Here is a 26,860-nt window from a genome sequence, read left to right on the forward strand (position 1 = left end):
TATGCAACAAGGCATGAAAACCTTATTGCAACACCACACCCTCAGCTGGATACAGGATGAACACTAAATTAACATGAGCTGATTGGATGCCAGCGAACTGTAATTTTCCTTCATTATGGTAAATACAGGTTCAGCTATCGGCTTGATCTGCTTATCCAGATAGTATTGATAATCAATTTGAGATTGCCTGAAACGGCTCGGCTCGGGCCCGTTGAGGGTGATCAGATAATCAATCTGAGCGCCTCGGCGGCCAAACCCCGGATCTTGGGTATGGGTGCATAACAACTGCGCCGCCTTGACGTGAGGTGATGACTTGGCGGTATAGTCTTCGATGTTACGGCGCAGGCGCTTGCTGAATACCAGCTCTGCATCCAACTTCCCCTGGTGCAATTCCTCAATCACGGATTTCAGGTAATCGACTATGTCGAGACGATTGAACATGCGCTGATAGAGATCGAACTGTACCCGTCGCGCCAACGGACTCCAATCGCTACGAACCTGCTCCATGCCCTTGAAGACCAACACCAATTCACCGGCAGCATTTCTGCTGGCACCCACATAACGCTTCTTGCTGCCTTCGTCCGAGCCCCTTAGGGTCGGCATGAAGAATTGCTCGTAATGACATTCGAACTCGAGTTCCAGAAAGCTCTCAAGGGCAAATGTTTCCTTGAGACGTTGCTGCCAAAGCTGAGTGATCTTATCTGCCAACTCCCGCCCCAAGGCATCTATATCAGTCACCTGGGGCGCTTCTCCCAACCAGACGAAGGTGGAATCTGTGTCCCCGTAGATGACTCTGTAACCCATGGCTTCGATCCAGGCCCGGGTTTGTTTCATGATTTCATGGCCCCTGAGGGTAATGGAGCTGGCCAAGCGGGCATCATGGAACACGCATCCCCTGGACCCAAGCACACCGTAGAGGGAATTCATGATGATTTTTATCGCCTGTGACAGCGGCGCATTCTTGTCTGCCTTGGCCTTTTCCCGCTGCGCCGCCAGGGTGCCGATCAACTTAGGCAATATGGGGGCGTTGCGACTGAAGCGGGCGCCGAGAAAGCCGGCAACACACAGCTCATCGGCCAAGGCCTCCCCTTCGATCAATCCCTTAGGATCTATGAGGAAGGTTCGGATGATGGATGGATACAGGCTCTTGAAATCCAGCACCAAGATGTGCCGGTAGAGGCCGGGAATGGAGTCCATCACATAACCGCCGGGGCTTTCCAGGCCGTCACTGGCCGCCAGCGCCGGCGCCACAAAGCCGGCACGGTGCAGGTACGGCAGGTACAAGTTGTTGAAGGCGGCCACAGAGGCACCGACCCGGCCAAACTCCAGCCCTGTGAGCCTGGCCCTCTCAATGGCGAAGTCCAGCAGCTGGGTCTTGGCGAATATCTCCCACACCAGGCGGCTGTCGTTCAGGTTATAGTGCGCCAGCGCAGGTTTATCCTGGCGAAAAAGCAGCGCTATTTCCTCCAGCCTATTATCGACATCGTGAATGGCCTTCCCCTCCCCCAGCAATGCCTGGGCGACGTTTTCCAGGGAGAAGCTGTCGAAACGGTAGAAGGCGGCCTTGAGCCAATCTATGCCATCGAGCACCACACGCCCGGGCAGAGACAGGGTTTCGGGGCGATACTTGCCCTCGACCTTCCAGCCGAGTGGCGTAGCGGCTCTGCCGAGCGTCAGCTCAATGCCATGCAAACCGGCGCGGCGCGATAACAATGCCAAGTCGAAAGTCACCACGGCCCAGCCGATGATCACATCGGGATCATAGTCGGCAAACCAGTGAATGAGGCGCAGGATCAAGGCCGCTTCATCGGCCACCCATTCGAGATAAGCTGCGCTATGCGCCTGCTCGGCGCCGACCATGATGACTTTCTGATAGTCCTTGCCATAGAGGCCGACCGAATAGAGTTCGCCCTCGGCACTGCATTCAAAATCCAGTGAGATAAGCTTGAGCCCTTGGCTCAGCTCGGTGCGCCTGGCTCTTTGTGCCTTGAACAGGGGTATTTCGGCCCCAAGACAGGCGCGCAGCCCGGCTGAAGACTCGGCCTCGTGCTGCTGCGCCGTTTGAGCGGGCGCCATCACCCCCTGAAATTCGGCGTCCAGGGCGATGAAGCGCTCTATGAGGAAGCGGTTCTCGGCCTTGATATCTGCCTCGAACAGGGGCACATCCGCGTCCTTGGCAACCCTGATGACTTGCCTGTGTGCCTGGGCTGTCCTGGCGTATAACCCGCTGACGCTCTGGTGTGCGAAGCTCTTCAGGGCCAGAGGTTGGCTCCTGACGTCCGAGCGTCCAATCCCGGCCAGCAGCCTGGCGGCGTCCGTCTGGTGACAGAAGCTCAGGTGCTCGACCCGCTCCACTTCCACCAGCACGGGGCCGGACTCGGTTGCGAGGAAATATTGCAACACCAGCGCGCCATGGCGATGAATGGCATGGCGCGTCAGCACCCGCCCCTTCAGGCGGGTTGGTGCGCTTGTGGCTGTACTCATGGCGACGGGTTCCAATAAAAATGCAAATCTAGGCCGGAAAAGGTTCTTAGGCTAAGAGAACACTGTTATTATGTACAGCATTAATTATTCACTGGCCGACCCATGTTACCGGACAAAGTAAAAACTCAGATCCGCGGCATCTATAAAGACATAGCCGCAGCCCTGCCTAATTTTCGCTCCAGGCGCGAGCAAAACTATATGGTGGCTGAAATATCTAAGACACTTGCCGGTGAATATGACAAGCATAGACGCATTATCGTCGTCGAGGCAGGCACAGGCATAGGCAAGTCCTTGTCCTACATTCTTGGCAGTATCCCGCTCGCCCTGACGAGCAAGAAGAAGGTCTGTATCGCCACAGCGACGGTCGCACTGCAGGAGCAGTTGTTGCATAAGGACCTACCCTTCTTCCTGCAGCAATCTGGGCTGAATTTTCGTTTCGGTCTGGTCAAGGGCCGCCAGCGGTATGTCTGCCTCGCCAAGCTGGAACTGCTGATAGGGGCGGACAACGGCACCCAGATGGCCATGTGGCAGACCAAACCGGATCAGAGCCAGGTTGCCATGTTGCACAGCTTGCATAAGGACTACCATGAAGGCCGGTGGAACGGCGAGCTCGACACCCTGACAACACCGCTTCCGGACCATTTATGGCAGCAGATCGCCTGCGACAAGCACAGCTGTCATCGCCAGGTTGCCAGTCACAGAAATTGCCCTTTTCATAAGGCCCGTGAGGACGTGGATACCTGGGATGTGTTGATCGCCAACCACAGCCTGCTGTTTGCCGATCTTGAGCTGGGTGGCGGCGTGATACTGCCGGATCCCGAGGAGATGTTCTACGTCATAGACGAAGCGCACCACCTTCCCATAGTCGCCCGCGACTTCTCCAGCGCACAGGCGACACTCAGGGGCGCCTGCGACTGGCTGGAAAAAATCGCTAAGCTAACGACTAAATTACAGAATCAAATCAAGAGCAATAACATAATAGCGCCGGCACAGGCGATGCAGGATCACTTGCAGGATCTCATCGGCCTGCTCAACCAAGTGGCGCACTATTGCGATACCCAGACCAAGTTGTTCGACAATCCGGAAAATCGCTTGCGCTTCGAGCATGGCAAGCTGCCACCTGCCCTGTTGATCCAAGCCGAGAACCTGGCCACCGCCTCGGGCTCGGCGCTGAAACAATTCAACAAGATGTCGACCCTGCTGAGCGAAGCCATCAAGGACGGCGAGATCCCCAAACATCAGGCCGAAGCCCTGCTATCGGAAACCGGCTTCATGCTGCAACGGCTGGAAAATCTGCATAAGCTGTGGAAGATGATGGCCAAGGAAGACAAGCATAAAGGCGCCCCCATGGCGCGCTGGGTAGAGTTGCTCAGCGGTAAGCAGATAGATTACCTGTTCAGCGCCTCGCCCATCGAAGTCGGCTTCATGCTCGAGTCCATGCTGTGGCAGAAGGCCGCCGGCGTGGTGTTATGCAGCGCCACCCTGAGGGCGCTGAACAGTTTCGATCATTTCACCCACCAGGTGGGACTGTCGGTCAAGGATGGCAGCCGCTATCTGGCGCTGCAGTCGCCATTCGATTACGAGAATAATGCCACCCTCTATCTGCCCAGGATGCGCACCGAGCCGACGGAAGACGCCTATACCCCGGAGCTTGCCGAACAAATTTTAACGCTGGTCGACGGCGAGATGGCGACCCTGGTGCTGTTCGCTTCCTATTGGCAAATGGAGAAGGTCGTCGACTTGCTCGATGGCAAGATAACCACGGAGTTGCTGATACAGGGCAATGCCCCGCGGCAGCAGTTGCTCGAGACCCATAAGGCCCGCTGCGACAAGGGTGAGCCCAGTATCATCTTCGGTACCGGCAGCTTCTCCGAAGGTCTGGACTTGCCAGGCGATTATTTGACCAACCTGATCGTCACCAAGTTGCCCTTTGCCGTGCCCACCTCGCCGGTCGAGCAGGCCCATGCCGAATACATCAAGGTAAAGGGCGGTAATCCCTTCCTGCAATTGACCATTCCCGATGCCTCGCGCAAGCTGATACAGAGTTGTGGTAGATTATTACGTAAGGAACAGGACTATGGCCGGGTTACCATACTGGACCGGCGCCTGGTCTCCAAACGCTACGGCAAATCCTTGCTCGATGCATTGCCGCCCTTTCGACGGGTAATTGAATAGGAAACGCCTTGGAGCTATTACTCACGCCCGGCGATTGGGCCTTATTGGCCGGGTTGGGCCTCATAGCGGGATTTATCGACGCAGTCGTAGGTGGCGGTGGCTTGTTATCCATTCCGGCGCTCTTGACCTTGGGGCTGCCCCCCCATCTGGCGCTCGGCACCAATAAGTTGGCGGCCTGTTTCGGCTCCTCCATGGCCGCCTTCACCTATTACCGCCAGCGGCTGTTTACCCCAGCCTTCTGGTATCACGCCTTCATCGCCACCTTCATCGGCGCCGTGGCCGGCAGCGGCCTGGTGTATCTGATCGACAATCTGTGGCTGGAAAAACTCCTGCCGCTGCTCATCATAGCCATCGCCCTCTATACCTTGCTCAACCCCGCCGCCATGGGCAATGCCCAGAGCCTGGCGCCAAGCAAACCCGGGGCTAAACCGACTCAATGGCTGCAGGGCCTGGCTTTGGGCGGCTACGATGGCTTCGCCGGCCCAGGCATAGGGGCATTCTGGACTGTCTCCTCCGCCCGTTTGTATAGGCTGCCCCTGCTGCATAGCTGCGGCTTGGCCCGCGCCATGACCTTCACCAGCAACCTGAGCGCGCTGATCATCTTCGGCCTCCTGGGGCAAGTGCAGCTGCATATCGGCCTCTGGCTTGGGCTCTGCATGATGTTAGGATCTTTCATAGGCGCCCACACGGCCATCAAATTCGGTTTGCCTTTCATCCGGCCGCTGTTCATGCTTATGGTCATACTGATCACGGCCAAGTTAATCTGGAGTGCCTGGTTTTGAATACGACGCAATTGCTCGAGATGCTCAAGCGACAGCTGAAAGCCCTGGAGCAGGAAGTACTGCAACACGACAGCCGGCTGCCGGCGGCACAACGCAAAATCATGCAGGATACCGAAAGGTTTAACCAGGCACTCTTCATCCAGCATGGGGCCCAACTGGCACCCTGCGTCGAGCAGCTGGCCAAGAGTATCGCCCAACTGGAAAAACAGCTCAAACTCAGGCTGGCCCCCCATGTGGTGGAACTCAGCTGCGAACGCATCCAAGACAGATTTACCGCGGTAAAACGGGCCATGCTCACCACAGGCATCAATCTCAAGGCGGCCGAGCAACATAAGGCCAGCAACAGGGCCCGCTTCGCCAAACGCCAACAAAGCGCCCACGCCGACAGCGGTTTTGGCTGGATTGCCAATAATGTGATGCAAAATAGCCATCAGCTCTATGAAGAACTGAATAAGCATCTGAATTGGGAAAAGAAAATCGCGCAAAAAATCGAGTTATTGGAGGCAAATATTGAAAACTGTCATAGTGTTGACAAAATCAAGTTGCAAAATGACATCCTTTTAATGCATCGTCGTCTAGGTAAATGCCGACAGGCTATCAGCTATATCGAAGATCGTATTCAGACCTTTGAGCGTCCGCATCAAAGGAACAATCGTTAAGGAGTCACAATGAAATCATTCATGCCAATCGGCGCCCTGCTGGCGCTACTTGGATCCTCGTCTGTATTTGCCGCTAATCTCAACATCCCCATGGCATTCGAATTTCTGGCGCTCGATGGTCAAAAGGTAGAATCGAGTCTGTTCAACCATAAATCGGATTTATCCCTGAGCCAGGGCGTGCATAAGATAGCCATACGTTACAGCGACATGATTGAAGATGAATTCAGCGACAGCCAAAGCTTCGTCAAATCTGCGCCTTTCATCCTGACCCTGACGGTCGAGGCCGAGCAAGAGTATCGGCTCAAACCGGCCGGCGGCGATGTCATCAAGCGCCCCAAAGCCTTCGCCAAGGCCCCCAAAGTCCTCATCAGTCGCGGCGATAAGGGCAAGGTAGATTACCGGATCACACTGACGGACATAGAAGAGGAATCTTTTGTTTCCAGACTCTTCAGTGGCAACAAAGTGCAAGACATAGAAGCCGCTGCCGCCGCCGCGACAGATGCAGCCCAGAGCCAACATAAGCCGGTGTTAAATGCCCCTGTGAGCCAAACCCATGCCGCCGCGGCGATGGCCCAACAAAATGCGCCCCAGGCAGCAGAGGCTGCTAACCAGCCACAACAGATGCTGCAATACTGGTGGTTACAGGCCGACGAAAAGACTCGCAAAGAGTTCATGGGTTGGGCGATACAGCAACTCTGAGGCTAACTCCCGACTCGACCACACCCTCGGCAGCCGCCGAGGGTGTGGTCAACCCCTAACCACCCACCTCTTGCCGTCCCAACGCCCCTCCTCCGCTCGTTAGCACCAGCACCAGCCCCAGATTATCGTCGAGCACAAGACGGCCCCGATACGGTTAACCGTCTATGACTGGAGATGAGTACAGGCGACTATAGCTAGAGACTGTGACAGTTACAGTGACTGCAGAAATTGTGGCTAAGATTCAAGACCCTAGTCTATAGTGAAGGGGCCTGGGGCATTCGAAGCGGGCAATGAACACTAAAGGGCAAATGGAGAGCTGGCTATGCAACTGGAAATACGCAATTACTATGAAGTGCTGCTGATGGAAATGCTGTCTGATGAGGGACTGCTGGATGAATTACCCCAAGCCTATCTGGCCGATCTTTGCTGCCTGACACTGAATCAGCTGCCGGTCAGGTATATCAGACACTTGGTCGATACTTACTTCTTCGAAGAAGAGGGCGAGCTGGATGAGATGCGCCAACATATTCAGACGGCGCTGGAAAAATCCCACCAGTTCTTAAGGACCAATCCAAGCACTTAATTCTAAAAGGATATTAACGAGTAAAAACGTCCGGCTCACAGCACGAAAGAAATAGCCAAAGAGAAGAAATAGCGCGAAGAGCTGAGATTGGAGGTTCCCCTAGAGCCAACACCCCGGCACACGAGTCGCTTGCTGCGGTTGCTCCCTTCCGGGCCTGGCCGAGTTCACAAGTTATCATTGCGGGGGGACCCTAGGGTCACCATAACTTCCTATATATGACTATATCATAGGACGGCGTGGATTATCCCCCAAGGCCTGAAATGGATCAAGGGCTAATGCCCAAGATAGGGCCTGGACATCACTGACTGGACAATCTATATACAAAAGCCTGCGGCTGCAGGCTTTTTCTTGGCTCGGGCGGGGGACCAGCCCCTATGCCCACGAATGCTCACAGACATAGGCTGCTAGAAGAGTATCATGCCCATGTTCTGTTCTATGAGTTTCGCACCTATCCCTGAGACATTCGCCAATTCCTGTGCCGATTTGAAATTCCCATGCTTCTCACGGTAAGCGATGATCGCCTTGGCCTTGACTTCGCCAATGCCTTTAAGGCCCTGCAGCTCGTCGACCGATGCGGTATTGATATTCACCTTGGCGCTATGCGCCATGGCCTCGGGCTGCGGTTTAGCCTGGTTTTTGAGCTTGGTTTCCGTCTGTGCTTTAGCCTGGGGTTGAGCGCCGGCTTGACTCGGCTTGTCGGCGGCTGCCACCGGCAGAGCCAACAGGGCCGCGGCGATTAAGCCGGGCAATAGATAGGATGTCATCTTGTACTCTCCTTAGATTCATTAAATTGGCCTTAGTCCATTTCCTTGGCCATAGATCAAAGGTAGTTCAGCCTCAACAGATTGCCAAACGCCTCCCGAGCAGCACAGGCCAAAAGAGCAGCCTGTGCACAGCTTAGGTGCTCCCTAGATGGCGTCCAGCGCCTGACGCAAGTCGGCAATCAAGTCGTCCACATCTTCCAGCCCGACCGAGATCCGCAGCAGGCTGTCACTGATCCCGCCTTCGATGCGTGCCTCTGGGGTATAGGGTGAATGTGTCATGGATGCCGGATGCTGGATCAAAGACTCGGCATCCCCCAGGCTCACGGCTATGGTAAACAACTGCAAGCTGTCGACGAAGGCGATGGAGGCATCGAAGCTGGCATCCAACTCGAAGGCGATCACACCACCGGCACGCTTCATCTGAGTGCCGATGAAGTCATGTCCCGGATGGGATGCCAGTCCCGGATAATAGACACGGGCGACTCTGGCATGCCCCTCGAGAAACGTCGCTAAACGCTCGGCGTTATCACAGTGACGCTGCAACCTGACATCCAGGGTCTTCAGCCCCCTCAATATGAGCCAGGCATCATGGGGCGACATCACAGCGCCTATGTCCTTGAGGATCTCGAACTTGACCTTGTCCAACATGGCCTTGGTGCCACAGACTATGCCGGCGATCACATCACCATGACCATTGAGGTACTTAGTGGCACTGTGCACCACCATGTCTATGCCCATGGCCAAGGGTTTTTGCAGCAGCGGCGTCATAAAGGTGTTGTCTACTATGCTCACCAGCCCATGCTCTTTGGCTATGGCTGCCATCATGCGCAGATCGAACACCTGCAGGTGCGGGTTCACCGGCGTCTCACAGAAGAGCACCTTAGTGTTGGGTCTGATGGCCGCACGTATCGCCTGTTCATCGCTGAAGTCGACCAGGGTCACCTCTATGCCGAAACGGACAAATTGACTCGTCATCAGCGCATAGGTGCAACCATAGACGGTTTTGGAGGCCAACAGATGATCGCCCTGTTCCAGATTGGCCAGTAAGGCTGCTGAGACGGCCCCCATGCCAGATCCTGTGGCGGCAGCGGCCTCGGCGCCTTCGAGCACCGCCATCTTGCGCTCCAGCTCTGCCGTCGTCGGGTTTCCCAAACGGGTATAGATATAGCCGGCTTCGTCGCCGGCAAATCTCGCTCCACCCTGGGCGGCATTATCGAAGACGAAGGTCGCACTCTGATATAAGGGCGTTACCAGGGCGCCGAAAGCCTCGGTCTGGTGTCCTGCATGTATGACTTGGGTCGCGCTTTTCCATAGCTCTTGATCTTGCATTTACTTCTCCCCTGCACCACGCATTTTATTGAAGGTTGGTGTGTTTGTGATGCCAGGAATTAACATACAGGGAGTTAGGCGTCAGCCAAGACTCAGGGCGCAAATAACTAATCTGTTGATGTAAAATCTTTGTTACGAAGCTCGGATTTCCCCTTCGCCGCCTTGCTCAATACCTGGCCGGAGAAGGAGGTCAACTCGGCTAACAGCTCCCGGTGGATCTTGGTGAGTTTCGGCTTGTTGTCGGCGCCGAAATCCAGTGGCCGGCATAGGGCCATCGCCTGATAGCCCAAACGTGCGGTCAATATGCCGCCGCCCAATCCCTGAGCCAAACGGGCCGACAGCTTGCCGGTCATTTCCACCGACAACAGCTGGGTGCCGAGATCTGTCACCAGCTCACTGGTGCCGGCATAGAGTATGTTGATCACTATGCTGCGGATGAGTTTTATCCGGCTCCAATAACCCAGCTCTATGCCGTAGCAACGGGCGACATCACGTATCATGCTCTGATTGCGCCAGAGAATGATCGCCATATCCAGCAATGCCAGCGGACTGGCCGCCAACAAGAGCGCCGACTGGGCGGCGTAACGGCGCACAATTTTCTTGGCGAGCCTGTCCCGTTCGGAGAGGACCAAGGTATCGAACAGCTGCAAGCACTCGGCATCGTTATGCTCTTCGCTCAATGCCGCCTTGAACTTCTCCTGCCCTGGGCTGGGTGGATACTGGCTCAGCAGCGGCGCGATAAAGCCTTCGGCCTCCCCCATCTGCATGCTCTGTTGCAACCTGCGGCCGCTCGCCTGGCTATCCGCGACCCGTTTCAGGCGTTTGAGTTTGCGCCACTCACTCACTACCCCGGCGGCGGCCCAACTTGTGGTGATGGCAAGCACCCCGGCATAGAGGCCAAACAACCAGGGACTGTCGAGCCAGGCGTCATGCAGGGCGAGCAGGGTTTGAGTGACCAGCAGCACCAGGATGGCCGCAAGGGACAAACGTGCCAGCCGGGAAAAGCCGCTACCCGTCCCCGGCATCATGGCCTTGGCGTCATATTCCTGTTCATGCTGCGCCAGTTCGAGCTCGAGCAGCTCGGCAGCGGGATCCAATTGCTGCGCCTCCTTGAGGCCGGCTTGCGCCGCGGCGTCCTGCTGCCGGGCATCGAAGCGGCGTTGGGGCTTCAAGTCAATCTTGTTGTGTTCGCCAGAGAGTTCGGACATACAGATCTTATCTTCCATCAATTCAGCTTATCTGCCAGTAGAAACTGCAGCAAATGATCCAGGCGTATGTGCTCGAACCCGGCGGAGTGATGAGCGGCGGGCGGCGGGGCAAACTCGACAAACTGAAATCCCTGCCGTTGCCAGAAGTCCTTGCCCGGTAGGCGTGTTGGCACTTCCCCAGGGTAGATTACCAGCGGCTGGCCATCCAGGCCGGTCCCCTGGACCACTTCTATGCTGCCTTCATCCGTGTTCACCATGCCATGGCGGGTCGCCTTGATCGCACTTATCGCCATGGTCTCGACTTCACAGCCCTCGAAACCGGCAAAATGCTGGCTCTGCCTGAGCATATCGCTGAGCAGCGACAACACGTGTCCCTGTTGATCCCGGGTGACATGGTCGACCTTGCTGGCGGCAAACAGGAGTTTATCTATTCTGGGGGCAAACAGGCGGCGCAGCAGCCCGGATTTGCCGAACTGAAAGCTCTCCATTATGGCGTTGAGCGCCGCCCCCATATCCTCGAACTGGGCCCTGCCATGGTTGAGGGCACTGAAGCAGTCGACCAACACCAACTGGCGATCGAAACCGGCAAAATGATCGCGATAGAAAGGCTGCACCACCTTAGCGACATATTCATGGTAGCGCCGCTTCAACACCCGATAGGCACTGTCTTTGCCACTGAGCTCGAGCGCCGAAAATCTGGCCTCATCATCGGTCAACAGGGGGAAAAAGGTCAGCAGCGGCGTATCGGCAAACTCGCCGGGCAGTAACATGCGCCCGGGCTGGGCCTGATAATAGCCCTGCACTTCGACCAAATCCTTGAGCAAATTTTGGTATAAGGCGGCTATCCGCCGCAGCTCCTGCTCGTCGGCGACGGCGTCCAGTTGCAATGCGCCGAGCGCCTGCTCGAAGGCGGCAAAGTGCGGCGAGCGGCTCAAGCTGGCCTTTCTGGCATATTGTGCCCGGCACCAGTGGCTGAAGTCCTGACGCAACATGGGCAAGTCGAGCAGCCACTCCCCTGGGTAGTCTATGATGTCCAGATAGAGGGTCGCAGTGTCGGCCAGTTTGGCCAACAGTCCCCGCTGCGGCCGATACTTGATCGCCAGCCGCAATTCTGTGATGTTTTGAGTCGATGCCGGCCAGTGGCCAGGGGAGCTTGTCAGCTCGGCCATGGCGCCTTGATAGTCGAAACTGGCGATGCCGAGATCCGGCTGCATGCAGCGCTTGACCCCAATCAACCTTTCCTGACTGCTGACTTGCCATAGGGGGAGGCCATTGTGCTTGCCACCCGAGCCCTTGGCCTCGAGCAGCTGATTGACCAGGCCCGTGATGAAGGCCGTCTTTCCTGCACCTGCGAGGCCGGTCACGGCCAGCCTCAGCTGCCTGTCGGCGCTGCGATGCAGCAGTGCCTGACCCTTTTGACTCACCTTATGCAAAGATCGTGCGATGATGCCCATGAAACTCCTTGCCGCAAAAAGCCAACAAGGGCGGAAGGCCGCCCATTGGAAGAATTAAAGACTGTTAATTTGCCGCTTGAGGTCGAAATGATCCGAGGTGACATACTTTTCCAGCTGCTGCAACCTGACTTCCAAGTCGCAAAACTGGCGATTGACATCACTCAGTGCTTGTTTTGCCGGCTCCCCCGCCTGCCAGACTTTCTTCTTCAGCTCTATTTCCCTGTAGCTGTCTTTGTCATGGGGAGCGACAGGGGCGACGTCCAAAATCATCCACAGGGCGACATAGAGGATCAGGACTATCCCTGTGCCGCCGAGCAGAAAGATGGAGATAGCCACCACTCTCACCAGCCAGGTCTCTATGTTGAAGAACTCGGCTATCCCGGCACACACCCCGGCAATCTTCCCTGAACGGGGGTTACGGTATAAGGTGCGTCCATTACGCTCGCTCATGTTTACTCCTCCATTCGGGAGAATCCGTGTCCAGAATCGCTTCCAATGTTTCTATGCGCTGGCTCATTTTCTCGGCCTTGGCAATCAAACCATTGAGCATGGCAAACTCTTCCTCAGTGAGTCCCTGGCTCACTTGTCGCTTGCTGCGATAATGAAGCACTAACCATATGGGGGCCACCACTACCATGAAGATAATAATTGGGGCCATCAATATGTCCATATCCATAACTCACCTCTCGAAGGTTATTCTTTCGACTTAGCTTTTGCTTTTCCCTGAACCTTGGCCTTAAGCGCCGCCAGTTCGGCATTCACTGAGTCTTCCGCTTCCAGCGCCGCAAACTCGTCCGCCAATGTCTTCTTGGTGCCGAGATCGTATGACTCGACCTGAGCCTCCAGGCCTTCGACCCTGCGCTCATACTGCTCGAACTTGAGCATGGCATCGTCTATCTTGCTCGAGTCCAGCTGGCGTTTCACATCCAATCGTGAAGAGGCTGTCTGGGTGCGCATTATGATGGTTTTCTGGCGCGCCTTGGCATCGATGAGTTTTTCCTGCAGCAGGCTCACTTCTTCCTTCAGGCGACCTATATGCTCTTCGATGACATCCAGTTCCTGTCCCAGGGTATCGGCGAGGCCGGCGGCCTTCTGCTTCTCGACCAAAGCCGCCTTGGCGAGGTCTTCCCTGTCTTTGGACAAGGCCAACTCGGCCTTATCCTGCCAATCCTGTACCTGTTCCTGTACCCTGGCGATGCGGCGTAACAGCTCTTTCTTCTCGGCCAGTACCTTGGCCGAGGTGGAACGCACTTCAACCAGCGTGTCTTCCATTTCCTGAATGATCAGGCGCACCATTTTTTCCGGATCTTCGGCCTTGTCCAGCAAGGCACTGATATTGGAGTTTATGATGTCTGCAAAGCGAGAGAAAATTCCCATAATCCTATCCTCAATAAATGTTGGTTTCGTAAAAGGTAATACACTAAGTGTGCCAACATTCAAAAACCGCTATGAAACATGATGTTAAACATAAATTTAACTTTATCTTTATTTTCTATATCAAGCCACCTATCATGATTTCCACCAAATAATAGCGTGAAAGACTAAAAATTACTGTGGACAATCAATTCCAGCAAGACAATCTCATAGGCCAATCCAACGCCCTGCTCGAAGTCCTGGAGCATGTCTCTCAAATCGCCCCCCTGTCCAAGCCTGTGCTCATCATAGGCGAACGCGGTACGGGCAAGGAGCTCATTGCCGAACGGTTACATTATCTGTCCAAGCGCTGGGATCAAAGTTTTATTAAGTTAAATTGCTCATCCCTGAGTGAAAATTTACTCGAAAGTGAGTTGTTTGGCCATGAGTCGGGTGCCTTTACCGGCGCCAAGGGCAAACATGAGGGACGCTTCGAGCGCGCCGATGGCGGCACCCTGTTTCTCGATGAGTTAGCCAATACCTCTGGGCTGATCCAGGAGAAGCTGCTCAGGGTGATAGAATACGGTGAGTTTGAGCGGGTCGGCGGCAGCAAGACGGTACAAACGGATGTGCGCCTGATCTGTGCCGCCAACGAGGACCTGCCGGCGCTGGCCGAGATAGGCGAGTTTCGCGCCGACTTGCTCGATCGCCTGGCCTTCGATGTGATCACCCTGCCACCTCTCAGGTGTCGCCGGGAAGACATAATGCCGATGGCAGAATATTTTGCCATCAGCATGGCCAGACAGCTCAAGCTCGAACTCTTCAGTGGCTTTGCCCCGAGTGCCATAGAACAGCTGATGGAATATGCCTGGCCTGGTAATGTGCGGGAACTCAAGAACGTGATAGAGCGCAGCGTCTATCGCAATGGTGGCGAGGCCACAGAAATAGAAAACATAGTCCTGGATCCCTTCGCCTCCCCCTACCGGCCGACGACCAGGGTCAAGACAGTGTCACGTCAGCAAGCCAATGCGAGCCCGGCGACAGACTCGGACCCGGCACCCGTTTCCCAGCCGGCTGCGCCGGCTAAAACGAACGGCAGCCCAGCGGAAACATTCGACTTCCCAATTGATTTTAAAGAACAAACTGAAAAGTTTGAGGTCGAACTTATCCAACAGGCATTGGCCGCCAGCCAGTTCAACCAGAAGAAGACTGCCGAGATGCTCGGCCTCAGCTATCACCAGCTCAGGGGCATACTGAAAAAGTACAATTTACTCGATAAGGCATAAGCCGATTGCCCATGGCGGAATAGCACTGCTAAAATAGCCTCTTAACGCAGATAAAATAATGATTTTTAAATGAGTGTGCTAATTAAACGTCTGTGTCTGACGACCGCCGTTGCCTGCATGGGGTGTATCCTGGTTGCCTGTGGTCCGCAGCGCGTGCCTTCGGGCCTGGTATATTGCTCGGAAGGCAATCCTGAGTCTTTTAATCCTCAGTTGGTCACCTCAGGCACCACAATAGATGCGACCTCACACCAGATCTACAGTCGTCTGGTCGATTATGATGCCGCCTCGGGGCAGATAGTGCCGGCACTGGCCACCCGCTGGCATATGTCGAAGGACGGCCTGAGCTATTATTTTACCTTGCGCCACGACGTGCAATTCCATCATACGTCACGCTTCATGCCTTCGCGTCCCATGACGGCCGACGATGTGCTGTTTTCCTTCAATCGCATCATAGACACTCAGCACCCCTACCATAAGATATCGCGCACCGGCTATCCGTTTTTCCAGAGCATTTCCTTCGCCGAGCAGATAAACAGCATAGAAAAAATCAGCGATGATCGACTCGTGTTCCATCTCAATCACAAAGATGCCTCCTTCCTGTCGAATCTGGCCACCGACTTCGCCGTCATACTCTCGGCAGAATATGCCGAACAGCTGTTAGCCGCAGGTCATCCCGAAGATCTGGATCAATATGCGATAGGAACCGGGCCGTTCAAACTCGTCCAATACGTCAAGAATGAGTACATACGCTACCGTAAACACCCGGACTATTGGGGCGAGATGCCCAAGATAGACATGTTGGTATTCGATATTACCTCCAAGAGCACGGTCAGGCTGGCCAAGTTGATCACCGGCGACTGCAGCGTCTCGGCCCTGCCCAAGGCGGGTGAGCTATCCGTGGTGCAACAACATCCGGATATCATGCTCGAATCCCAACCCGGGCTGAACGTCGCCTTCTGGGCCTTCAACACCCAGAAGGCCCCCTTCAACGATGTCAGGGTCAGGCGCGCCCTCGCCCATGCGATAGACAAGAAGAATATTCTCAGGGCCGTTTATCAGGACACAGCCGTCGAGGCCACGGGCATTTTGCCGCCTGCTTCCTGGGCCTATGAACACAATGCCGGCCTCATCGCCTATGATCCGCAAAAAGCCAAGGCTCTGTTGAACGAGGCAGGCATAGAGAACCTGAGCATCGACATCTGGGCCATGCCGGTCGCGCGCATCTATAATCCCAATGCCCTCAAGACAGCCGAACTCATTCAGTCGGATCTGGCTAACATAGGCGTCAGGGTCAACATCATCAGCTATGATTGGAGCGTCTTCAGCCAGAAGTTGAGTGAAAGCAATTACGACTCAGTGCTGATCGGCTGGACGGCCGACAACAGCGATCCCGATAACTTCTTCACCCCACTGCTCAGTTGCTCGTCGGCACACACCCAGAATAACAGGGCCCGCTGGTGTCATCCCGGCTTGGACGCCGTCTTGACCCAGGCCAGAACAGTCACCTCGCGGCTGGAGCGCAGATACCTATACCAACAGGCGGAAGCCATCCTGGCCGATCAGCTGCCCATGGTGAGCCTGGCCCACGCCAAACGCATGGTGCTGAAAAGAAACAATGTGACTGAAACTCAGTTGACGCCCTTTGGCGGCATCGCCTTTGGCGGTATTGGCCACGAGAACGGAGAGGCCCACTGATGGCACGCTACCTGTTACGCCGACTGAACTTATTCCTGGCGACCGCCTTGCTGATGCTGGGGATACTCTTCTACGCGACCAGCCTGTTCCCGGTCGAGCGCAGCTATGCCCTGTCAGGAGTCCGGGTGCCAAGCCTGCAGCAACAGACACAAATCATCGAAGATTACCAATTGGAACAAGGCGAATTGGCACAGTTTATTGCCTATGTACAACAGCGCCTCGGGGGTAATCTGGGACTGTCGCTGACTTCGCAGCAGCCTGTGGTCAATGAACTTGCCTCGGTATTGCCGGCCTCCTTCGAATTGGCCGTCGTTGCCGGCCTCATCGCCCTGGTACTGGGGATCCCCCTGGGAGTCCTGGCCTCCCAGAGCCAGCATAAGCTCACCCAGCACTGCATCATGGCCATCACACTCACTGGCTATTCGATCCCGGTATTCTGGCTCGGACTCTTGCTGTCGCTCTGGTTCGGGGTCAGGCTCGGCTGGTTGCCTATCTCTGGGCAGATTAACTTGCTCTATGAGATCAAGCCCGTCAGCGGCTTCATGTTGATAGATACCTTGCTCTCCGACTCCCAATACCGCTGGTCGGCCTTCAAGGATGTGCTGCTGCACCTGCTGTTGCCGGCCATCACCCTGGCGGTGCTCCCCTTCACAGTGGTGGTGCGGATCACGCGTTCGGCCATGATGAACGTGATGAACCAAACCTTCATACGGGCGGCCGAGGCCAGAGGCTTGAAAACCAGCAAGATCATAGTACGCCACGCCCTGCCCAATGCGCTGATCCCTGTGTTGAAGCACCTGGGACTCATGCTCGGTCCCTTTGCCAGTTATGCCATCATAGTCGAGATGATTTTTGCCTGGCCAGGGGTAGGTTCCTGGTTGATCTCCGGCATATACCAGCGCGACTACACTGTCATCCAAGGGGGGATACTCGCGGTTTCCCTGTTGATCATCTTCTTGAATATCTTGATTGAAGTACTGCATACCGTCAGCAATCCGCTCAGCAGGAAAGAACTCTATGCGGCCAATTAAAATCTACCAGGAAGATCAAATCCCCTCGCCCACACTGCGTCTGTGGATGCTTTTTTCCGCCAATCCCTTCGCACTGGCCGGTCTATGGGGCATCTGCACCCTGCTGCTGCTAACCCTGTTCGGCACTTATATAGCACCATTTTCGCCCGAGGCCCAGGACCCCCACGCCTTATTGCTGCCGCCCTCCTGGGATCCTGCCGGCACTGTGGAACACTTCCTTGGCACGGACGATCTGGGACGGGACATCTTCAGCCGTCTGCTGCACGGTGCGCGCCTGACCTTCGGCATGTCACTGTCTATCGTTGCCACTGCGCTCTCCACGGGCTTTGTCATAGGCTCAATCTCAGGCATGATGCATGGATTGAAATCCAGCATCTTGGGCCATCTGCTCGATGCCCTGCTGTCCATCCCTTCACTCTTGATGGCTATCCTGGTGGTTGCCGTCATGGGTCCTGGACTGAACAATGTGTTCTGGGCCGTGGGTATCGCCCTCACGCCACAATTTGTCAGGGCCATCCATCAATCGGTGCACGAAGAGCTGCAGAAAGAATATGTCACGGCGGCCAAACTCGATGGTGCCAACGGTTTGCAGATATTCTGGTTTGTGATCATGCCTAACGTATGGGAAACTGTGATCATTCAGACAACACTCGCCATCTCAGCGGCCATACTGGATATCGCGGCCCTGGGTTTCCTCAATCTTGGAGCCCAGGCACCGAGCCCTGAATGGGGCGCCATGGTGTCTCAGGGGCTGGATAATCTGCTGACCGCCCCCTGGACAGTCACCATACCCGGCGTCGCGATTCTCTTCAGTGTGTTAGCCATCAACCTGGTTGGCGATGGATTAAGATCGGCGCTGGCGCCCATCAGAACATGACCTATGCCTTTACTCGACGTACGTAATCTCACCATAGAACTGGATACTCCCCATGGCCGGGTCAAGGCGCTGGAGAAGGTCAGTCTGACCCTCAATGCCGGTGAAGTCCATGGCTTGGTCGGTGAATCCGGCTCGGGGCGCAGCCTGTTCGCCCGCGCCATCTTGGGCATTCCAGGTCCAAATTGGATAGTCAAAGCGGATCGCATGATGTGGGATGGGCGCAACCTGATGGAGATGTCTGCCAAGGAACGACGTTGCCTCATGGGCTCAGACATGGCGATGATCTTCCAGGACCCTTCAGGCAGCCTGGACCCGGCCAAGACGGTCGGCAGCCAGCTGATAGAAGCCATGCCCACCAATCCCGAGGTGGCCTTTTGGCGCCGCGGCAAAGATCGACAGTTAACGGCACAGAAATGGTTGCATAAGGTCGGCATCAAAGATCCGCGGAAGGTGATGGCCAGTTACCCCTGGGAGTTATCCGAGGGGGAATGCCAGAAACTGATGATCGCCATGGCGGTTGCCAATCAGCCCAGGCTGTTGATCGCCGATGAACCTACGAGTTCGATGGAACTGAGCACTCAGGCCCAAATTTTTCGCCTCTTGTCACAGCTCAACCAATTGCAGAACGTGTCCATCTTACTGATAAGCCATGAATTGGAAACCCTGGCTCAGTGGTGCGATCGCCTGACTGTGCTCTATTGTGGCCAGGTGATGGAATCCGGTCCCACCAGTGAGCTCACCACCCAGCCCTATCATCCCTATACCAAGGCCCTGCTGGATAATATACCCGACTATTCGGGTAAGGGAGGCCATAAGACCCTGATGCCGACCCTGCCGGGTTCGGCGCCGGCGTTACAGCACCTCCCCATAGGCTGCCGACTCGGTCCCAGGTGCCCGGCGGCGCAGAAGAAGTGTGTGAATCAGCCCGGATTAGCCCATCAAAAAGATCGCTACTTCGCCTGTCATTTCCCTTACCATAACGAGCCCAGCAATGACGACACCTCTGCTTAAAGTGATTAACCTGAGTAAGCGTTATGACATGGGTTATAAGGGGTTCAGTCGCCAGTATAACTATGCCCTGTCACCCATATCCTTCGAATTGGGCCAGGGTGAAACGCTGGCCATTGTCGGTGAAGCGGGGTCGGGCAAGAGCACTGTCGCGCGGATCTTGGTCGGGGCCGAGCAGCGCAGTGGCGGGGAGATTTTCTTCGAAGGCGAAGCGCTCGAGTCGCGTAACGTGAAACAACGCTGCCGGCTGATCAGGATGATATTTCAGGATCCCAACACCTCGCTCAACCCCAGGTTAACCATAGGTGAACTGTTGGATGAGCCGCTGCGTTTCAATACCAAGTTATCGGCCGCCGAGCGTCAGATCCAGGTCATAGACACCCTACGCAAAGTCGGGTTGCTGCCTGAGCATGCCGAATTCTACCCCCACATGATTTCCGAAGGCCAGAAACAAAGGGTCGCAGTGGCCAGAGCCCTGATGCTCAATCCCAAGGTCATAATCGCAGATGAAGCCCTGACGGCGCTGGACCTGTCGGTACGGTCGCAAATCCTCAACTTGCTGCTAAAGTTGCAAAAAGAGCTGGGCTTGTCCTACATCTTCGTATCACATAATTTAAACATCATACGGCATGTCAGCGATAAGATCATGGTGTTGCATAAGGGACAGATGGTAGAAAAAGCCCCTACTGAACAACTGTTTAATTCTCCACAACACGAGTATACCCAGAGATTGATCCAGGAACAGAGCCTGTTCATGCACAAGCGCTAAACTGCTCCAACCACTGACAATATCAGGGTATTTTACGAAAAATGAGTGCCATTTAGTGACTGAAATATTTATCCTAATGGCCATTTTGATAGAAGAAGCATAAACATGATTATCAAACCCAAAATTCGTGGATTTATTTGTACTACCACTCACCCGGTTGGCTGTGAAGCCAACGTCCTGGAGCAAATCACACTGACCAAGGCCAAAGGCAAGATAGCCAATGGCCCGAAACGCGTCTTGGTCGTCGGCTCCTCCAGCGGTTATGGCCTGTCTTCACGGATCGCGGCCGCCTTCGGCAGCGATGCCGCTACCATAGGGGTGTTCTTCGAAAAGCCAGGCACAGAGACTAAGCCAGGCACAGCCGGCTGGTATAACAGTGCCGCCTTCGAGAAATTTGCCAAAGCCGAAGGCTTGTACGCCAAGAGCATCAATGGCGATGCCTTCAGCCATGAGGCGAAGCAGCAAGCCATAGCGCTGATCAAACAAGATCTGGGGCAGATAGATATGCTGGTGTACTCACTGGCATCCCCGGTCCGCAAAATGCCGGACAGCGGTGAGCTTATCCGCTCCTCCCTGAAGCCTATCGGCGAAACATATACCGCCACCGCGGTAGACACCAATAAAGACACCATAATCACCACCAGTGTCGAACCTGCAACCGAGCAGGAAATTGCCGATACTGTGACCGTCATGGGCGGTCAGGATTGGGAACTCTGGATGCAAGCCTTATCCGAGGCCGGTGTACTGGCGGATGGCTGCAAGACTGTGGCCTACAGCTACATAGGCACAGAGCTGACCTGGCCCATCTACTGGCATGGTGCCCTGGGTAAGGCCAAGATGGACCTGGATCGCGCCGCACACGCCTTGGATGCCCAATTGGCAGCCAAGGGCGGCAGTGCCAATGTCGCAGTACTCAAGAGCGTTGTCACCCAAGCCAGCTCGGCCATCCCCGTGATGCCACTCTATATCGCCATGGTCTTCAAGAAGATGCGTCAGGAAGGCCTGCACGAAGGCTGTATGGAACAGATTTATCGTCTGTTCAGCGAGCGCCTGTATCGCATGGACGGCAGCCAACCCGAGGTGGACAGCGAGAATCGCCTGCGTTTGGACGATTGGGAATTGCGCGAAGATATCCAGCAGCATTGCCGCGACTTATGGCCACAGATCACCACAGAGAACCTGGCTGAACTGACCGATTACCGCGAGTATAAGGAAGAATTCCTTAAGCTGTTCGGCTTCGGCGTCGATGGTGTCGACTATGAGGCCGACGTCAGTCCATTAGTGGACTTCGATGTTATCGAACTCTGATGATAGCTAGTCGCTGAACATGCAACGCCACTCTCGCAGTGGCGTTTTTTTTATCCCCCCTCTATCCATCCGCTTCGCAGTACACTTGGCGCAGCGACCGGCTCGGCACAGACTGGACTTAAACCAAATGGCTTAGCTTAAGTGGCTTATGCTTAAGTGACTTATGCTTAAGTGACTTGAACTAAGTACTTAAGTTAAGTGGCTTGAGCCAGGTGCTCTCAACTTCGCGGCAGCATTGCAGCCTGGGCTTCCACCTGAGGCCCCCCATACACACAAAAAAAAGGCCAGTCTGAGACTGGCCTTTTCGGTGCTTAACGACTCGAGTCGTTATTCGACTTCCGGGTAAGTCACCTCGCCCTTGGCCTTAAGCAAGGCGATCAGGGCGCGATAGTCGGCTTCGCTGTATTGGGCATTCAGACGCTGCTTGAGGGCGCTGAGCATGCCGGCATCGACGGCTTCGGCTTGGTTCACCTTATCCAGCAGTACCAAGGCATAACCCGTTGCCAGACCTACGGTATCCACCGACTGAGCGTCGCTGAGCAGCGGCATTTGGAAGGCCTTGGCAACCAAGGCGGAATCCAGTCCACGTTCGGAACGGGCCAGCTTAGCCTTGGCAATCAGCGGCAGTCCGTCTGTCTCACCTGCCTTCACCTGCGCCAGATATTCCTGCGCCTTGGCTCTGGCGGCCTCATTGGCCTTGTCTTGTTGCAGGCGCTCGACTATGCCGGCTTTGACCTGTTCCAGGCTCTTGGTGCCGGCATTTTGGTGTTCTTTCATCCGCACCACAACCACGTGATGAGGCTCGAGTTCGATCACATCACTGTTCAAGCCATCCTGCAGCACTGGCTCAGAAAACGCCGCCTTGACCAGCTCAGGCTTGTTCAACAGCGCAGGAACCGTGTCACGGGAGAACAATGCTGTGGTCTGCACCTCGGCGCCAACCGCTTTGGCCGTCTCGGACAAGGTATCCGGCACTTCATAACTTGTGTCTGCCAGTTTGCTCTGCAGGCTGTAGAAGACATCGACGGCTTTCTTCTCATTCACTTGTGCCAGGATCTTGTCTTTAACCTGGGCAAAATCGACCACGGCACCCGGCTGGATGTCGAGCGTCTTGATGATGTGGAAACCATAGTTTGATTTCACGACTCCGGAATGCTCACCCTTATTCACTGAGAATAAGGCCTTATCGAAGGCAGGATCCATCACCCCTGGCTCGAACCAATCCAGTTTACCGCCCTGCTCGGCGCTGAATTTGTCGTCAGAGTCGGCCTTGGCCAAGGTCTCGAAGTCCGCCCCCTCATTCAACTGCTTGAGTATGGTTTCGGCTTTGGCTTTGGCAGCGGCCTCATCATCACCAAAATCCACCAGGATATGTGCCGCCAGGCGCTTCTCGGCAGTAACATATTGGCTCTTATGCTCATCGTAGTAGGCTTGCAGCTCTTCATCCGTGGTAGTCACATCTTTTGCCAGTTTAGCGGCATCCAACTCGACATACTCCAGACTCACCTTCTCCGGGCTCATGAACTGAACCAAGTTGGCATCATAGTAAGTCTTGATCTCTTCATCCGAGACCTGGCTGCTTGCCAGGAAGGGCTTGGAGTCAACCACCAGGTAGCGTATATCCCGGGTTTGACCTTGGACTTCGGCCAACTGCTTGCTCTCTCCGGCCAAGACAAACTCGCTTCCCACCAAGGCAGACGCCAGCTGACGCCTCGTCATATCGACACGCATCATGGTTCTGAATTGCGTTGGCTGATAGCCCAATTGACGCAAGATGGCCAAGTAACGTTCGTTATCAAACTGACCATCAGTCTGGAATGCGGGTTCGGCCAGAATGGCTTCTTTAATTTGGCTGTCGGACACTCGCAAGCCCAGCTCAGCGGCGGCTTGGTCCATCAACTTCTCGGCAACCAAGCGCTCCAGAGCGCTGCGTTTGATACCGGCAAGATAGCGCTCATCGCCCGCCAATGCCTCAAACATATCACCCAACTGTTGTTCCATGCGGCCACGTTCATTCTGGTAGGCTTGCTCCAGTTGCGCGGCGGTGATGTCATCACCATTGACTGTCGCAGCCGGAGTTTCAGTCCTTGAGCCTAAATAGCTGCTTACCCCTGCAAATGCAAAGGAAAGTATCACAAGCACGAGTATGCCTTTGGCAATCACACCCTGTGAACCTTCGCGGATCTTTTCTAACATCAGATTTCTCGCTTGTTGCGATTAACATAATAAAAAGGCGCATCACATGTTGGATGCGCCTTTCTGTAATTTATAGAGAGTATCGAGACGCTACCACAGGCAATATCCAACACCCCTGGGATGATTGCAGGCCCGAAGCCGTTCAACTCATCACCGATTTATTCGTAAAAAGCACTGATTAACAGTGCTCACATTTACGAATGCCTTACAAAGGCTGCGTCATCAAGTCTTAGTTGACAGCGTCTTTCAGAGCTTTGCCCGCTTTGAATGCTGGGATTTTTGCTGCTGCGATTTTGATTTCTTTACCCGTCTGAGGGTTACGGCCAGTACGTTCAGCGCGTTCACGTACTTCAAAAGTACCAAAACCAACAAGAGAAATCTTATCGCCATCTTTCAGACCATCGGTCACGGCAGCGATAAAAGAATCCAGTGCACGGCCGGCAGCGGCTTTAGAAATGTCAGCACCAGATGCGATTTTCTCGATTAGTTCAGATTTGTTCATGTCATCCCCTTGAATGTAATTTTTTGCACCGCAACCAATTCCGTCTTTAGAGCGGTCTGCGGAGACTTTTATAACAAGCTTGATTTCAAAGTTCAAGCTAAGTTCGAAAACCAAATAAACAAAACAGGATAAAGCTCAAAGCCAGTCACTCCAAGGGCTTGGAGCTAACTGGCTCTCTACAGACCTAGGCTACCACAGGTCAGGGCTTTGTTAAGCCCTTTTTTCATTTTTTTTAAGGTGATAGTGTAAAAACTTGTCTCAACCTAAGTTTTTAACCATTTCAAAGCCTTCAACCGGTCGTTCCAGTGCCAATTTAAGCACTTCATCTATCCATCTCACCGGCTTAATTTCCAGATCGGCAATCACATTAGCCGGAATTTCTTCCAAATCCCGTTCATTTTCCTTGGGAATAAGCACCAATTTGATACCGCCTCTGTGAGCCGCAAGCAGCTTCTCTTTCAGCCCGCCAATGGGCAGAACTTCACCGCGCAGGGTGATTTCTCCCGTCATGGCCACATCGGCACGCACCGGATTGCCGGTCAGGCTGGAGACCAGGGCAGTACACATGGCGGCACCGGCGGAAGGACCATCCTTGGGGGTCGCGCCTTCAGGCACATGCACGTGAATATCACGTTTTTCATAGAAGTCGGCATTGATCCCCAATGATTCGGCGCGGGCACGTACCACTGTCATGGCGGCCTGGATTGACTCCTGCATCACATCACCGAGAGAGCCGGTGAAGGTCAGCTTGCCTTTTCCCGGCACTGAGGTGGCTTCTATGGTCAAGAGATCGCCCCCCACCTGGGTCCAGGCCAGACCTGTGACCTGACCTATCTGGTTTTTCGACTCGGCCTTGCCATAGTCGTAACGCTGCACCCCAAGGAATGACTTGAGATTGTCCTGGTTCACTTCCACCGTTTTAATCGACTTGTCCAACAAGATGGTTTTCACCACCATACGACAGATCTTAGAGAGCTCCCGCTCCAGTGAACGCACCCCGGCTTCGCGGGTGTAGTAACGTATGATCCCCACTATGGCACTGTCATCTATGTGGATTTCAGAGGCCTTGAGACCATTGCGCTCTATCTGCTTGGTCAGCAAATGTTGTTTGGCTATGTTGAGCTTTTCATCTTCCGTGTAACCCGACAAGCGGATCACTTCCATCCTGTCGAGCAGCGGCCCAGGGATATCCATGGAGTTGGAGGTGGCGACAAACATCACATCCGACAGATCGTAATCGACTTCCAGATAGTGATCGCTGAAGGTCGAATTCTGCTCAGGATCCAACACCTCAAGCAAAGCAGAGGCGGGATCGCCACGCATATCCGAACTCATCTTGTCGATTTCATCGAGCAGGAACAGGGGATTTTTCACCCCTACCTTGGCCATTTTCTGAATGATCTTGCCCGGCATAGAGCCTATATAGGTACGTCTATGACCGCGGATCTCGGCCTCATCACGCACGCCACCGAGCGCCACCCGCACATACTTGCGCCCGGTCGCCTTGGCAATGGATTGCCCCAGAGAGGTCTTGCCCACCCCCGGTGGCCCCACCAGACACAGGATAGGCCCCCGCAGCTGTCTGACACGGCTCTGCACCGCCAAATACTCCAGGATGCGCTCTTTGACTTTCTCCAGACCATGGTGGTCCGCATCCAGGACTTCCTGCGCCTTGCCCAGATCCCGCTTGATTTTGGAGCGCTGCTTCCAAGGCACTGAAGTCATCCAATCGACATAGCTGCGCACCACAGTGGCTTCGGCCGACATGGGCGACATCATCTTGAGCTTATTCAGCTCGGCGATCGCCTTCTCCTTCGCCTCTGCCGGCATGCCGGCTTCTTCTATCTTGCGGCCCAGACCTTCGAACTCGTCGTGGCCCTCTTCCAGATCCCCAAGCTCCTTCTGAATCGCCTTCATCTGCTCATTCAGATAGTACTCGCGCTGGCTCTTCTCCATCTGTTTCTTGACTCTGGTACGAATGCGTTTCTCGACCTGCAGCAGATCGATTTCCGACTCCATCATGGCCATCAGATATTCGAGGCGCTCACCCACATCGACCATCTCGAGCACGGACTGTTTATCTTCGAGCTTGAGTGGCATATGCGCCGCCATGGTATCGGCCAGGCGGGCGGCATCGTCTATGCCAGACAGGGACGTCAGGACTTCCGGCGGGATCTTCTTATTGAGCTTGATATAGCCTTCGAACTGACCTAAGGCGCTGCGTACCAGCACCTCTTCTTCCTTGTCTTCCAGCGGCTCAGATTCCAGATAATGCGCCGTGGCTACGAAAAATTCTTCTTCTTGGGTATAGCGTTCTATCTTGGCGCGACGTCCGCCCTCGACCAGCACCTTGACTGTGCCGTCGGGCAGCTTGAGCAACTGTAAAATAGAGGCGACGGTTCCGACATCGAAAATGTCATCGCTGCCGGGTTCGTCGAGATCTGCATCACGCTGGGCGACCAAAATGATCTGTTTATCTTGCTCCATCGCCGTTTCGAGACAACGAATGGATTTCTCCCGTCCGACGAATAACGGAATTACCATATGGGGATAGACCACCACATCTCGCAGGGGCAGCACGGGGAGTTCGATATGCGCTTCACGCTCTAAGGTCATAGCTCGATTCCGTTTAATGAAAGAGATTAATAATGAGTATATTGGGACGCTTTAATGAGTTTCAATGCCCGATACGAAAAAA

General features: G+C 54.8%; 23 protein-coding genes and 1 other RNA gene. 12 read left to right on the top strand and 12 right to left on the bottom strand.

Annotated elements, in window-relative coordinates:
- Positions 1-63: 63 nt before the first annotated feature.
- Positions 64-2,484, bottom strand: coding sequence for a DNA polymerase II (locus LZP73_RS01905; RefSeq protein ID WP_234232790.1), 2,421 nt, complete (start codon positions 2,482-2,484; stop codon positions 64-66).
- A 102-nt stretch (positions 2,485-2,586) separates the two neighbouring features.
- Here LZP73_RS01905 and dinG point away from each other — a divergent pair, with 102 nt between their 5' ends.
- From dinG to LZP73_RS01930, 5 genes are all read left to right on the top strand, one after another.
- Positions 2,587-4,659 (top strand): ATP-dependent DNA helicase DinG, encoded by a 2,073-nt coding sequence (gene dinG / locus LZP73_RS01910; RefSeq protein ID WP_234232791.1) that lies wholly within the window; start codon positions 2,587-2,589, stop codon positions 4,657-4,659.
- 8 nt (positions 4,660-4,667) lie between these two features.
- Positions 4,668-5,441 (top strand): sulfite exporter TauE/SafE family protein, encoded by a 774-nt coding sequence (locus LZP73_RS01915; RefSeq protein WP_234232792.1) that lies wholly within the window; start codon positions 4,668-4,670, stop codon positions 5,439-5,441.
- On the top strand, positions 5,438-6,100 hold the full coding sequence (locus LZP73_RS01920) for a primosomal replication protein (RefSeq protein ID WP_234232793.1): 663 nt from the start codon (positions 5,438-5,440) through the stop codon (positions 6,098-6,100). Before LZP73_RS01915 ends, LZP73_RS01920 begins: the two co-directional genes overlap by 4 nt.
- A gap of 9 nt (positions 6,101-6,109) precedes the next feature.
- Positions 6,110-6,799, top strand: a complete 690-nt coding sequence (locus LZP73_RS01925) for a DUF2057 domain-containing protein (RefSeq protein WP_234232794.1) — start codon at positions 6,110-6,112, stop codon at positions 6,797-6,799.
- Positions 6,800-7,121: 322 nt separating this feature from the next.
- Positions 7,122-7,382 (top strand): late competence development ComFB family protein, encoded by a 261-nt coding sequence (locus tag LZP73_RS01930; protein WP_234232795.1) that lies wholly within the window; start codon positions 7,122-7,124, stop codon positions 7,380-7,382.
- Positions 7,383-7,478: 96 nt separating this feature from the next.
- Here the strand turns inward: LZP73_RS01930 and ffs are convergent.
- The 8 genes from ffs to pspA form a co-directional block, all read right to left on the bottom strand.
- Positions 7,479-7,576, bottom strand: an RNA gene (gene ffs, locus LZP73_RS01935) — signal recognition particle sRNA small type.
- A gap of 210 nt (positions 7,577-7,786) precedes the next feature.
- Positions 7,787-8,146, bottom strand: a complete 360-nt coding sequence (locus LZP73_RS01940; RefSeq protein WP_234232796.1) for a ComEA family DNA-binding protein — start codon at positions 8,144-8,146, stop codon at positions 7,787-7,789.
- A 144-nt stretch (positions 8,147-8,290) separates the two neighbouring features.
- Entirely contained in the window at positions 8,291-9,475 is a 1,185-nt protein-coding gene (megL, locus tag LZP73_RS01945; protein WP_234232797.1) for a methionine gamma-lyase, read from the bottom strand.
- 107 nt (positions 9,476-9,582) lie between these two features.
- Positions 9,583-10,683 (bottom strand): TIGR01620 family protein, encoded by a 1,101-nt coding sequence (locus LZP73_RS01950; protein ID WP_234232798.1) that lies wholly within the window; start codon positions 10,681-10,683, stop codon positions 9,583-9,585.
- A gap of 17 nt (positions 10,684-10,700) precedes the next feature.
- The gene (locus LZP73_RS01955) at positions 10,701-12,137 is read right to left on the bottom strand and encodes a YcjX family protein (protein WP_234232799.1); all 1,437 of its coding nucleotides are present in this window, start codon (positions 12,135-12,137) and stop codon (positions 10,701-10,703) included.
- A gap of 54 nt (positions 12,138-12,191) precedes the next feature.
- Positions 12,192-12,587 carry an envelope stress response membrane protein PspC gene (gene pspC, locus LZP73_RS01960; protein WP_234232800.1) on the bottom strand — a complete coding sequence of 132 codons (396 nt, stop codon included), beginning with the start codon at positions 12,585-12,587 and terminating at the stop codon, positions 12,192-12,194.
- Positions 12,574-12,813 (bottom strand): envelope stress response membrane protein PspB, encoded by a 240-nt coding sequence (pspB, locus tag LZP73_RS01965; RefSeq protein WP_211164268.1) that lies wholly within the window; start codon positions 12,811-12,813, stop codon positions 12,574-12,576. The genes pspC and pspB overlap by 14 nt, the downstream gene beginning before the upstream one ends.
- Before the next feature lie 17 nt (positions 12,814-12,830).
- Positions 12,831-13,514 (bottom strand): phage shock protein PspA, encoded by a 684-nt coding sequence (pspA, locus tag LZP73_RS01970; protein WP_169563112.1) that lies wholly within the window; start codon positions 13,512-13,514, stop codon positions 12,831-12,833.
- Positions 13,515-13,690: 176 nt separating this feature from the next.
- Between pspA and pspF the strand changes: the two genes are divergently transcribed.
- The 7 genes from pspF (at position 13,691) to fabV (ending at position 21,464) form a co-directional block, all read left to right on the top strand.
- A complete protein-coding gene (gene pspF, locus LZP73_RS01975; RefSeq protein WP_234232801.1) occupies positions 13,691-14,776 on the top strand; it encodes a phage shock protein operon transcriptional activator in 1,086 nt (361 codons plus the stop codon).
- Between the two features lie 69 nt (positions 14,777-14,845).
- Positions 14,846-16,471, top strand: coding sequence for an ABC transporter substrate-binding protein (locus LZP73_RS01980; protein WP_234232802.1), 1,626 nt, complete (start codon positions 14,846-14,848; stop codon positions 16,469-16,471).
- Positions 16,471-17,502, top strand: coding sequence for an ABC transporter permease (locus LZP73_RS01985; RefSeq protein WP_234232803.1), 1,032 nt, complete (start codon positions 16,471-16,473; stop codon positions 17,500-17,502). The genes LZP73_RS01980 and LZP73_RS01985 overlap by 1 nt, the downstream gene beginning before the upstream one ends.
- Positions 17,489-18,379 (top strand): ABC transporter permease subunit, encoded by an 891-nt coding sequence (locus LZP73_RS01990; RefSeq protein WP_234232804.1) that lies wholly within the window; start codon positions 17,489-17,491, stop codon positions 18,377-18,379. Before LZP73_RS01985 ends, LZP73_RS01990 begins: the two co-directional genes overlap by 14 nt.
- A gap of 3 nt (positions 18,380-18,382) precedes the next feature.
- Entirely contained in the window at positions 18,383-19,390 is a 1,008-nt protein-coding gene (locus LZP73_RS01995) for a peptide ABC transporter ATP-binding protein (protein ID WP_234232805.1), read from the top strand.
- Positions 19,371-20,156, top strand: a complete 786-nt coding sequence (locus LZP73_RS02000) for a peptide ABC transporter ATP-binding protein (protein WP_234232806.1) — start codon at positions 19,371-19,373, stop codon at positions 20,154-20,156. Before LZP73_RS01995 ends, LZP73_RS02000 begins: the two co-directional genes overlap by 20 nt.
- A gap of 105 nt (positions 20,157-20,261) precedes the next feature.
- Positions 20,262-21,464 carry an enoyl-ACP reductase FabV gene (gene fabV / locus LZP73_RS02005; RefSeq protein WP_234232807.1) on the top strand — a complete coding sequence of 401 codons (1,203 nt, stop codon included), beginning with the start codon at positions 20,262-20,264 and terminating at the stop codon, positions 21,462-21,464.
- 327 nt (positions 21,465-21,791) lie between these two features.
- Here the strand turns inward: fabV and LZP73_RS02010 are convergent, their stop codons facing one another.
- From LZP73_RS02010 to lon, 3 genes are all read right to left on the bottom strand, one after another.
- On the bottom strand, positions 21,792-23,660 hold the full coding sequence (locus LZP73_RS02010; protein WP_234232808.1) for a SurA N-terminal domain-containing protein: 1,869 nt from the start codon (positions 23,658-23,660) through the stop codon (positions 21,792-21,794).
- Positions 23,661-23,889: 229 nt separating this feature from the next.
- Positions 23,890-24,162 carry a nucleoid-associated protein HU-beta gene (gene hupB, locus LZP73_RS02015; protein WP_169563336.1) on the bottom strand — a complete coding sequence of 91 codons (273 nt, stop codon included), beginning with the start codon at positions 24,160-24,162 and terminating at the stop codon, positions 23,890-23,892.
- 258 nt (positions 24,163-24,420) lie between these two features.
- Positions 24,421-26,778 (bottom strand): endopeptidase La, encoded by a 2,358-nt coding sequence (gene lon / locus LZP73_RS02020; RefSeq protein WP_234232809.1) that lies wholly within the window; start codon positions 26,776-26,778, stop codon positions 24,421-24,423.
- Between the last annotated feature and the right edge of the window lie 82 nt (positions 26,779-26,860).

It is taken from the genome of Shewanella sp. AS16 (assembly GCF_021412365.1).
GTDB classification, from domain to species: Bacteria; Pseudomonadota; Gammaproteobacteria; order Enterobacterales; family Shewanellaceae; genus Shewanella; species Shewanella salipaludis.